The organism is Bartonella senegalensis OS02 (genome assembly GCF_000312545.1).
Taxonomy (GTDB): Bacteria; Pseudomonadota; Alphaproteobacteria; order Rhizobiales; family Rhizobiaceae; genus Bartonella; species Bartonella senegalensis.
Map to the genome: position 1 here is coordinate 128,321 of NZ_HE997543.1, position 10,958 is coordinate 139,278.

The following is a 10,958-nucleotide window of genomic DNA, read 5'->3' on the forward strand; positions in this document are numbered from 1 at the left end:
AAGAATACCTGCTTTTAAAAAGCTTTAGGGTTCTCACTTTAGTAAAACAAAGAGCCATTTTACAATTGCTCTCTGATCAAAATGAAAGTTTTTAAAAGCATAAGAGGGCACATATTGCTTCATATTTTTGTTGATTGCGTTTTTTAATAGGGGGAAGTGCTCCTCATGAAAAATAGCACACCATTCTCATGCATGCACTTGCTTTAAAGTGCCCTCTCCTGTTGTTTCTCAGCTTATTTTATGATAGTTTCGGTGCAGGAATATTCTCAGATCTATCCAAGACTATCACTTTTTGTTTGTGTAAGGTATAAACCAGCAGCATCATGCTTTTTGCCAGCTTAAAATGTTACGGATATTATATTGAGATGGCTTATGAAAGACATTTTATTTCTCACGTTCAATGATTTTATCATTCAATGGTTTTATCAATATGCTTACCTTACTTGTGATGCGCAAGAGAATCATTTTCATGGATTTTGAATGTGAGAGGTTGAAATGAGAAAATATTTTTGTATTCGAGGCTATTAAAAAATCAATTCTTATTTTGATTTAATGCGCTCAAAAGAAAAGGCACTCTTATGCCCTATTCTGAGAAAGATCAAAATTTTCTGCGCAAATATATCTAAGGTTGAGGGTCTTTGGGGCTAGGAGCTTTAGCGCTTTGCAAGAGATGGCATGTAACGGATTTTGACGGGAAAGGATGTGTCAGCTGCTCAACACACAAAAACATCAGACTGTTCGCGGTCTGATGTTTTTATAAACAGGTTTGTTGCAAGAAGATTTGCATCTCATTGTTTATGGTGGTGCGATTATTCTTTATTGTGGCGCAATCATCTTTTTGGGATCAACCAGTCGGTCATAATCCTCTGCAGAAACTCCTGCTTTAAGTGCTTCAATACGCAAAGTTGTGTCATTTTTATGCGCTGCTTTGGCAATTTCGGCTGCTTTTTCATAGCCAATTTCCGGCGCAAGCGCTGTCACCAGCATGAGAGAACGTTCCATGAGAGAGTGGATGTGGATGCGATTGGCCCGTAATCCTTGAATGCAATGGAGATCAAAAGAGCGCATGCAATCTCCAAGAAGCGTAATGGATTGTAAAACATTATAGCCAATAACAGGTTTATAAACGTTGAGCTCAAAATGCCCTTGGCTTGCGGCAAATGTTACACTGGTATGATTGCCAAACACTTGGGTTGCAACCATGGTCATTGCTTCACACTGTGTAGGGTTGACCTTGCCTGGCATAATGGAAGATCCTGGTTCATTTTCGGGCAGACTAAGTTCTCCCAAGCCTGAGCGTGGACCCGATCCCAAAAACCGAATATCATTGGCAATTTTAAACAAATCAGCTGCTAATGCATTCAAGCTGCCATGGAAATGGGCAAGCGCTCCATGATGGGCAAGGGCTTCAAATTTATTGCTAGCAGTTTTAAAGGGTATTCCGGTAAGGGTGCTGATTGTTTGCGCAAAAGCTATGTCAAAGCCTTGCGGTGCATTGAGCCCTGTTCCAACAGCGGTGCCTCCTTGAGCAAGAGTTTGGACATCACAAAGCGCATTTTCAATGCGCTGAAGATTGGCTTCGAGTGCAGCGCGATAGCCTGAAAATTCCTGTGCTAATGTTAAGGGGGTAGCATCTTGAGTATGGGTGCGTCCGATTTTGATGATATCGGCAAATTCTTCTTCTTTTTTTCTTAAAGTGGTAATAAGCGCTTCAAGAATGGGAAATAAGTGTTGGCGTGTCTGGAGAGTGGTGGCAATGTGGAGCGCTGTGGGAAAGGAATCGTTTGACGATTGGCTCATATTGACGTGATCATTGGGATGTACAGGTGTTTTGCTGCCCAATTTTCCTCCCAAAAGCATATTGGCATGATTGGCGATCACTTCATTGACATTCATATTGCTTTGTGTTCCAGAACCTGTTTGCCAAACAGAAAGAGGAAAATGCGTGTCAAATGTTCCCGCAAGCACTTCATCGGCAGCCGTAATAATGGCTTTCCCAATGTTTTGTGCGAGCTTGCCTTTTTCCATATTCACAATTGCTGCTGCTTTTTTGATAAGGCTTAAGGCATAGATGATGGTGAGGGGTTGTTTTTCTGTGCCAATATTAAAATTATGCAGTGAGCGTTCAGTTTGTGCGCCCCAATAACGGTCTTGACGAACTGAAATCGTCCCAAAGCTATCCGTTTCCTGACGTGTTTCAACCATGGTGAGATCCTTTTGTGTTCAGAAGTTAATAAAAAGAAATTAGATAACGCGAAATAGAAAAAGGAGGCAAGGCTTTGAAGTCTTTTAAGAGAAATTATTTTAGAGAGAACCTTGACATTGAGAAGTGGCAATTTTATATTCTAGTTATTGCTAGCACTCGATCTTTAAGAGTGCTAACAAAGACTTAAGATTAATTCAGTATATTAAATTTTAAGGATTTTAAATATGGCTAACATACAATTCCGCCCACTTCACGATCGTGTTGTTGTCCGTCGGGTTGAATCGGAAAATAAAACTGCTGGTGGGATTATCATTCCCGATACAGCGAAAGAAAAACCTCAAGAAGGTGAAGTTATTGCTGTTGGCAATGGTGCTCTCGATGACAATGGAAAGCGTGTGCCTTTAGAAGTAAAAACAGGGGACCGTATCTTGTTTGGAAAATGGTCTGGAACTGAAGTGAAGATTAATGGGGAAGACCTCTTAATCATGAAAGAATCTGACATTATGGGAATTTTGGGTTAATCCAATCTCTCAATTTTTTTCATTTTCTACTATTTAGGACATAACTCCAAGGAGAAATTAAATGGCTGCTAAAGAAGTCAAGTTTGGCCGTGAAGCGCGTGAGCGTTTGTTGCGCGGCGTTGATATCCTTGCTAACGCTGTTAAGGTAACACTCGGCCCTAAAGGGCGCAATGTGGTAATTGATAAATCATTTGGTGCACCTCGCATCACAAAAGATGGTGTATCCGTTGCAAAAGAAATCGAACTGGAAGATAAGTTCGAAAATATGGGTGCACAAATGTTGCGTGAAGTTGCTTCTAAAACCAATGATATTGCTGGTGATGGAACAACAACAGCAACTGTTTTAGGACAAGCTATCGTCCAAGAAGGTATAAAAGCCGTTGCTGCAGGCATGAATCCAATGGATCTTAAGCGCGGAATTGATGCTGCTGTTGATGAAGTGGTGGCAAATCTTTTCAAAAAAGCCAAGAAAATCCAAACTTCAGCAGAAATTGCACAAGTAGGAACTATTTCCGCTAATGGTGCTGCTGAAATCGGCAAAATGATCGCTGATGCCATGGAAAAAGTTGGCAATGAAGGTGTCATTACCGTTGAAGAAGCAAAAACTGCTGAAACGGAATTGGAAGTCGTTGAAGGAATGCAGTTCGATCGCGGATATCTTTCCCCTTACTTTGTCACCAATGCTGAGAAAATGGTGGCTGATCTTGATGATCCTTACATTCTCATTCACGAAAAGAAACTCTCTAATCTCCAATCCTTGCTTCCAGTGCTTGAAGCTGTTGTGCAGTCTGGTAAACCGCTTCTTATTATCGCCGAAGATGTGGAAGGTGAAGCTTTGGCAACACTCGTTGTCAACAAGTTGCGTGGTGGTTTGAAAATTGCTGCTGTGAAAGCTCCAGGATTTGGTGACCGTCGTAAAGCTATGTTAGAAGATATTGCAATCTTGACATCCGGTCAGGTTATTTCTGAAGATGTTGGCATTAAGTTAGAAAATGTTACTTTGGATATGCTTGGTCGTGCGAAGAAAGTCAATATTTCTAAAGAAAATACTACGATTATTGATGGAGCTGGACAAAAGAGCGAAATTAATGCCCGTGTCAACCAGATCAAGGTACAGATCGAAGAAACAACTTCTGACTATGACCGTGAAAAATTGCAAGAAAGACTTGCTAAGCTCGCTGGTGGTGTTGCTGTTATCCGTGTTGGTGGTGCAACAGAAGTTGAAGTGAAAGAAAAGAAAGATCGTGTTGATGATGCCTTGAACGCAACACGTGCTGCTGTGGAAGAAGGTATTGTTGCTGGGGGTGGAACTGCATTGTTGCGTGCGGCAAATGCTTTGGCTGTTAAAGGAAGCAATCCTGATCAGGAAGCTGGTATCAATATTGTTCGTCGTGCTCTACAGGCACCAGCACGCCAAATCGCGAGCAATGCCGGTGAAGAAGCAGCGATTATCGTTGGCAAAGTGCTTGAAAACAATGCAGATACATTTGGTTACAATACCGCAACCGGTGAATTTGGTGATTTGATAGCTTTGGGAATCGTTGATCCTGTGAAGGTTGTGCGTTCTGCTCTCCAAAATGCTGCCTCAATTGCCAGCCTTCTCATCACAACAGAAGCAATGGTTGCTGAAGTTCCAAAGAAAGAAGCCCCAATGCCTCCAATGCCTGGTGGCGGAATGGGTGGAATGGGCGGAATGGATTTCTAAGCTCTTTCATAAAGGTAAAAGAAAACGGGTCTTCTGGCCCGTTTTTTTTTAAGATTTTTTCTGTCTCTTGTTGTATTTCTCCATTTTCTTACGGTCTTTTTGGTTACAATACCGCAACTGGTAAATTTGGTGATTTGATAGCTTTGGGGATCGTTGCTCCTGTCAAGGTTGTGCGTTCTGCTCTCCAGAATGCTGCCTCAATTGGCGAGCCTTCTCATCACAACAGAAGTAAGTGTTGCTAAAGAGTAATGTGCGCTGAAATTCCAGAGAAAGAAGCCCTAAGACTTCCAATGCCTGTTGGCGGAATGGATGGACTGATGATGCCTTAAACACAACATGTGCCGTTGTGGAAGAAGGTATTGTTGCTGGTGGTGGAACTGCATTGGTTGCGTGCAGCAAATGCTTTGACTGTTAAAGGAAGCAATCCTGATCAGGAGGCTTGTATCAATATTGTTCGTTGTACCCTACAGGCTCCTAGCTACGCCAAATTACAAGCAATGCCTGTGAAGAAGCAGCGATGATCGTTGGCAAAGTGCTTGAAAACAATACAGATACATTTGGTTACAATACTGCAACCGGTGAATTTGGTGATTTGATAGCTTTGGGAATTGTTGCTCTTGTCAAGGTTGTGCGTTCTGCTCTCCAGAATGCTGCCTCAATTGGCGAGCCTTCTTATCACAACAGAAGCAAGGATTGCTGAAGAGCAATGGTTGCTGAAATTCCCAAGAAAGAAGCCCCAATGCCTCCAATGCTTGGTGGTGGAATGGGCGGAATGGAGGAAATGGTTAAATTAATGATGCCTTAAACACAACATGTGCCGTTGTGGAAGGAGGCATTGTTGCTGGTGGTGGAACCGCATTGGTTGCGTGCAGCAAATGCTTTGACTGTTAAAGGAAGCAATCCTGATCAGGAGGCTTGTATCAATATTGTTCGTTGTACCCTACAAGCTCCTAGCTACGCCAAATTACAAGCAATGCCTGTGAAGAAGCAGCGATAATCGTTGGCAAAGTGCTTGAAAACAATACAGATACATTTGGTTACAATACTGCAACCGGTGAATTTGGTGATTTGATAGCTTTGGGGATCGTTGCTCCTGTGAAGGTTGCGCGTTTTTATTACGGTTTTCTGTGGTAAGGTAATGCCTTGATCTGTCTGTCGTATGAGAGACCCGAATACCATAACGTAAGATCCTCTCCTTTCAAATTTGTGTATGGTGAAGCAATCAAAATCATTCGCTTGCATGTCACAAGCAGGGTTGGCGCGTGAGGATAAAAACTTAAACACAAAGATTTAAAATGCCTCTCGAACCGTCTTAATGCAAAGGTTATCGCAATATTTTGAGCTGGAAAAGAAAATGAGGGTGCCAGCTTGCTCCTTCGTAACTGTAAAGAGGGTAGTGCCCAATGGCTTCACCGCTATACCCTTCACAGGTAGCCTAATGAAATGGACTTTGGGGGTGCACTAACGATAGATATCTCTTTAAAACAAACGCGTGAATTGGCAACTCAATGGTGTTTTGTTTTGCATGAAGAAGAAATGATCCTATAAAAAAACGTGAGAAATAAAAGCGTGATGCTATGCCCAATCCCCATTTATTGAAAAGACAGTGCCTTGAATGCTTTTGAGAGTCATAAAGCAGAATGAAAAAATAACGAGAGAGATGGAAGTTGGCTTTCACCTTTACAACTTCATATTCTTCCAAAATCACATTGTGTATCCGTCTGAGAAATTATACAAACAAAAATACGAATTACCCTTACTCATACCGAGCCATACAAAAACGGACTGCTCATACAGCACTGCCCCCTTTTATCTCTGTCTCAAAGATATGGCTGTGTTAGGTTTGGATATTCATTTACAGACAACAGCAAAATCACGTGCTTTAGGAAAATAAAAAGCCTTGTTTTCTCTTAAAAGAATTTCCATTTTATACCGCAAGCGCTATAAAAACAACGTGATCTTGAACTCGCGCATAAATACATCCAAACACGCAAAATGCAGATCTTGAAAATTGCACCTATAATTCATAGGATCTTCGAGACAATCTCGTTTCTAAAAACTGTTTACTCTTCCCGTTTGTGAGCTGCCAAAATATCTTGTACTGTCTGGACCAATTGCTCTTCATCCACCGTCACTTGCGCTGGTCTACTTTCACGCCATGTTTGATTATCCTTAATTTCATGAGACAAACGTGCTCCTTCAACCAAATCCTTAATCTGTATTGTTCCACTCTCGCGCTCTTGAGAACCTTGGATCACCACACAAGGCGCCTGACGACGATCAGCATATTTCATCTGTGCCTTCACCCCGGATGCCCCCAAATAGAGTTCAGCAGGAATTCCAGCACCACGCAACTGCATGACCATTTTCTGATAGCATGCGACAATTTCTGGTTCTTTATCCATCATCAGCACCACAACAGGTCCAGTCTTTTCTTTTACAGGCAATTTTCCAAGATTTTGCAAAGCAGCTATCAAGCGTGAAACACCGATTGAAAAACCTGTTGCTGGAATATTTTCACCACGAAAGCGTGCCACCAACCCATCATAGCGCCCACCTCCACCAACAGATCCAAAAACAACTTTTTGCCCCTCATCATTGAGAACATCAAAAAGTAATACTGCCTCAAAAACAGGTCCCGTATAATATTCTAATCCACGCACAACTGAAGGATCAATTTTAATACGGTTTTGAGTACCATTTTCAGCAAAGATTGCCTGCATCTCTTCAAGTTCGCGGACCCCTTCAAGCCCCTGCTCACTCTGATCAACGACTTTTCTAAGGGCGTCAAATGTCTCCTCTGCGGTTTCAGCCTCTACGGTAAGCAAGGAAAGAATACAATCAATCTCTTTGTCCTTAAGCTCTGCACCTTTTGTAAAATCACCACTTTCATCCAAACGCCCTTTTCCCAAGAGCAAACGCACATCTTCAAGACCAAACTTATCCAGTTTATCCATTGCTCTTAGAACGGTTAAACGCTTCTGAGCCTTTTCACTTCCTGCCAAGCCAATTTTTTCCAAAACAGCATCCAAAATTTTTCGATTATTCAAACGAATGGCATAGTCATAATGCTGAAATCCTAATTTTTGCAAACTATCGGCTGCCATCATGCAAATTTCAGCATCTGCGGCAACCGTCGGCGTTCCTACAATATCAGCATCAAATTGCATAAATTGCCGAAACCGTCCTGGTCCAGGTTTTTCATTGCGAAAAACAAAGCCAAGACGATAACTCCGATAGGGTTTTGGCAAAGTTTCAAAATTTTCTGAAAAATAACGAGCAAGAGGTGCGGTCAGATCATAGCGCAAAGACATCCATTGCTCATCGTCATCTTGTAGAGAAAAAACCCCTGCATTTGGCCGATCCTCATCAGGTAAAAACTTGCCCAACACGTCGGTATATTCAAAAATCGGTGTTTCCAGCGCTTCAAAACCGTATAGTTCATAAACTTCACGAATCTGAGCAATCATGGTCTCAATTGCATATAATTGTGCACTTGTGCGATCAACAAAACCACGAGGTAAACGAGCTTTGGTTTTTTCTTGTTTCGATGACATATGATTCTCTAACAACAATTTGTGTTCACAGATAAACAGATAATATGTGTCTTATCTTATAGAAACAAACGCTGCAATGACTTTATCACTCGTGAGCGTTTTGGCAACATGCCTCAATGCACCACGCATCAGCTTTTGCTTTATAAAGGGAAGATCAACCGCCTTTAGGATAATTAGCTATAAAAGAGTTTGCGTTATGAAATGTGTAAAATGAAGGTGCAAACCAACCACTATCATTCTTTTTGTCGCCTACGACATCCCTTGCATTAAGACGGTTCATGAGAGGCAATTTAAATCCTTGTTTAAATTTTATACCCACACACCATCCGATTTGTGGCGTGCAAGAGAATGATTTTGATTGTTTCACCATAAACAGATTTCAAATGCGCAAAACTTACACGTTTCAAAACGCTTACCTTAAGATGAATAACAGAAAATTATCATTATAAATCAATATAGTGACTTATAATGGAGCAGACTCTGTATAGGTCTTCCACATTCATTTTTGACCTCCTCCTTGTCCTAGTCACCGTCACCAAGGACGCAACTTCCTACCAGCATTGGTTTGTAAAAAAAACAACTGCTCTTAGTGGGTTCCTACTGCTGACCACTTAAGATGATTTATTTCAGAGGCTCTACAAACAAGCCATGTTCGGAATATTTTTTCTTGTACTTTCAAGACTTAATAGCATTCCATACTTATGTTTATATCACCGCCTTAAACGACGGTGTTTTGCGGCATAACATAATAGGATAAACAATGAGAAGAAAGCAGAGATTCGTATCCTCTGAAAGCAACATCGAATTTTTCCAACGACCTTTTAAAAGGCTATAGTTCGCATACGCCCCCCTTCTTGGCATGCAAGCTGTGAGCTGTGCACACAACAGAAAAACATGCAAGACTAAATTGTCTAATATCGTATTGATATTGATGTTTTATACAGAAAAATCAACAAATTATTTTGCAAACACAAACCCCATGCTTCCCCAAGGCTATCTCTATTTATTTTCCATCAAAGCAATTTTTCTCTTAAAACATGTTTTCCAAAATATCTTCTTCTCTAAACTCTCTTTTCGCTTCCTCAAACACCAACGCTTATCTTCCTCCCTAAGCACTATTGCATGCATTTTATCTTTTCTCCCAATATCTAATGTACAACAAATTGATTTATAAAGATAAATTACGTTTTTCATAGTGAATGAGAAACCCAAATATCGTAAAATTTTTCCATTGTTAAATCTGTGTATGCTCAATCAAACAAAATCATTCCCTCGCACATTACAAACAGGGTTAGCATATACGTAAAAAACACTTTAAAAAAGGAATAAAATTGCCTCTCATAAACCGTCTCAAGTGGCAGTAGCTACTGCAACATTGGGAGTTAACCCCGAGAGAATGATGGTGTCAAATTGCTCTTGCACAAGCATAAAGAGCGCAGTACTCGATGGTTTTAGGCTGTACTGTTCCCATATGCCTTCGTGAAATATGAAATAGTCTTAGTGCACTATAACCAATGTTTCTTTAACATAAGCCTGTGAATTGGCAAGTCAGTAGAAACAACAGTGACAGATTGTCTTTGATGTTTGCCAAACCGCGTTCTCTTTTGCTTTAAGAGCCGTACTCTCATTAAAGAACGAGATACAGCAAAAGTGTGAGGCAATACGTCATCTCGATGATTTTAAAAATATTGCCGAAGATGCTTTTGAAAGCTATAAAGCCAACTTAACAGGAATGGTAAAAGGATGGGAACTGTTTTTCACCTTTACAACTTTATATTCTTCCTAAATGGGGTTGCATACCCGTTTAAAGAGATGACCAAAACAGAGATACACAGTACTCTTGCTCCTATTGAGCATACAAAATGCAACAGCAGAGAAATCCCTTATCTGTCTCACTCTTTGTCTCAACTGCAAGACACATAAAAGCTTCTTGAAAGACAAATCAACAGGTGATTTTGGCTAAAGCAAAATGAAATCTTTAAAAAAGTAACCCTTCAATAAGCTTGAGAAGAGCTTCTCCAATTTACCGTCTATACAAAAATCTTTAACACATAAGCATGCTTTTAGCTTGCGTAGCAAAATCATTAATGCGCGTTTTTAAATCAACACTGTTTCGACCAGCATCTGTAATGGATCTTGAAAGAGAAGGAATCATATTTTGCCATAGCTTTTGAGGAAACTGCTTTGTCAGTTGTGGTATTGTTCCCCCCTGAGCACCAATACCCGGAATAAGAAACAAGCTGTTTTTTAATTGTTCGATTGTCTCTTTTGCTTCACACCCCAGTGTTGCTCCAATAACAGCACCGATGGGTCCAACAGAATGAGGCTCACCTAAAGATTGGCTATTATAATCACAAATACGCTGTGCCAAATGAACAGAAAGTGTTTGATCACCAATACGCGCATTGCGAATTTGTTTGCCCTCTGGATTAGAGGATTGCACAACCACAAAAACTGCTGTTCCTGTTTCTTCTGCAATTCTTATCAAAGGAATAAGAGCATCAAAACCAAGAAAAGCATTAGCAGTTATGGCATCCGCTTTAAACGCGCTACTTGAACCGAGCCAAGCTTGACCATAGGCTTCGACAGTAGAACCAATATCCCCCCTTTTTGCATCAGCGAGCACCAATAAACCTTGTTCCTGTGCATTTCTAATAAGATCTTTGAGAACTTGAAGACCTTCCACACCATACAATTCAAAAAACGCGACTTGCGGCTTTATAATACCCACATTACCCACAACCGCTGTTAAGAGGATCTCACAAAAGTCTTTGAGACCTTTATAATCACAGCTCAAATTCCATGATTGCAAAACCTTATGACTAGGATCAAAACCGATACAAAGCGGTCCATAGATTTCACGATTTTTAAAAAATTTTGAATGAAACATTCCACACCCTCATACAGCGTCTTTTTAAAATTTCTGATATAATCAAAAAGAACGATATTGATCACAATGACCGCTAACA

6 protein-coding genes and 4 pseudogenes are annotated in these 10,958 nt (G+C 40.7%); 6 read left to right on the plus strand and 4 right to left on the minus strand.

Features of this window, described 5'->3' with window-relative positions; all coding sequences use genetic code 11:
* Nucleotides 1–95, plus strand: a pseudogene (locus BN200_RS09790) (helix-turn-helix domain-containing protein); the annotation flags it as partial.
* Between the two features lie 721 nt (nucleotides 96–816).
* Here BN200_RS09790 and fumC read toward each other — a convergent pair.
* A complete protein-coding gene (gene fumC, locus BN200_RS07485) occupies nucleotides 817–2,205 on the minus strand; it encodes a class II fumarate hydratase (protein WP_019221942.1) in 1,389 nt (462 codons plus the stop codon).
* A 225-nt stretch (nucleotides 2,206–2,430) separates the two neighbouring features.
* Here fumC and groES point away from each other — a divergent pair, with 225 nt between their 5' ends.
* The 5 genes and pseudogenes from groES to BN200_RS09280 form a co-directional block, all read left to right on the plus strand.
* Complete coding sequence (gene groES, locus BN200_RS07490; protein WP_004857291.1) at nucleotides 2,431–2,727, plus strand: co-chaperone GroES; 297 nt, start codon at nucleotides 2,431–2,433, stop codon at nucleotides 2,725–2,727.
* Between the two features lie 61 nt (nucleotides 2,728–2,788).
* Nucleotides 2,789–4,432 (plus strand): chaperonin GroEL, encoded by a 1,644-nt coding sequence (gene groL / locus BN200_RS07495; protein WP_019221943.1) that lies wholly within the window; start codon nucleotides 2,789–2,791, stop codon nucleotides 4,430–4,432.
* A gap of 98 nt (nucleotides 4,433–4,530) precedes the next feature.
* Nucleotides 4,531–4,761: pseudogene (gene groEL, locus BN200_RS10140) on the plus strand (chaperonin GroEL); the annotation flags it as partial.
* Nucleotides 4,749–5,237: pseudogene (locus BN200_RS09275) on the plus strand (TCP-1/cpn60 chaperonin family protein); the annotation flags it as partial. The pseudogenes groEL and BN200_RS09275, both read left to right, overlap by 13 nt.
* Nucleotides 5,222–5,542 (plus strand): annotated as a pseudogene (locus BN200_RS09280) (TCP-1/cpn60 chaperonin family protein); the annotation flags it as partial. The pseudogenes BN200_RS09275 and BN200_RS09280, both read left to right, overlap by 16 nt.
* Nucleotides 5,543–6,495: 953 nt before the next feature.
* Here BN200_RS09280 and hisS read toward each other — a convergent pair.
* From hisS to pyrF, 3 genes are all read right to left on the minus strand, one after another.
* A complete protein-coding gene (gene hisS / locus BN200_RS07510; RefSeq protein WP_019221950.1) occupies nucleotides 6,496–7,989 on the minus strand; it encodes a histidine--tRNA ligase in 1,494 nt (497 codons plus the stop codon).
* Nucleotides 7,990–8,143: 154 nt separating this feature from the next.
* Nucleotides 8,144–8,269, minus strand: a complete 126-nt coding sequence (locus tag BN200_RS09935; protein ID WP_280109557.1) for a hypothetical protein — start codon at nucleotides 8,267–8,269, stop codon at nucleotides 8,144–8,146.
* 1,764 nt (nucleotides 8,270–10,033) lie between these two features.
* Nucleotides 10,034–10,879 (minus strand): orotidine-5'-phosphate decarboxylase, encoded by an 846-nt coding sequence (gene pyrF, locus BN200_RS07525; RefSeq protein ID WP_019221953.1) that lies wholly within the window; start codon nucleotides 10,877–10,879, stop codon nucleotides 10,034–10,036.
* Nucleotides 10,880–10,958: the final 79 nt, after the last annotated feature.

Bases quoted from the DNA above. Each gene is read 5' to 3' on its own strand.
- fumC (WP_019221942.1), bottom strand. From the start codon at position 2,205: ATGGTTGAAACACGTCAGGAAACGGATAGCTTTGGGACGATTTCAGTT.
- groES (WP_004857291.1), top strand. From the start codon at position 2,431: ATGGCTAACATACAATTCCGCCCACTTCACGATCGTGTTGTTGTCCGT.
- BN200_RS09935 (WP_280109557.1), bottom strand. From the start codon at position 8,269: ATGAACCGTCTTAATGCAAGGGATGTCGTAGGCGACAAAAAGAATGAT.
- pyrF (WP_019221953.1), bottom strand. From the start codon at position 10,879: ATGTTTCATTCAAAATTTTTTAAAAATCGTGAAATCTATGGACCGCTT.
- groL (WP_019221943.1), top strand. From the start codon at position 2,789: ATGGCTGCTAAAGAAGTCAAGTTTGGCCGTGAAGCGCGTGAGCGTTTG.
- hisS (WP_019221950.1), bottom strand. From the start codon at position 7,989: ATGTCATCGAAACAAGAAAAAACCAAAGCTCGTTTACCTCGTGGTTTT.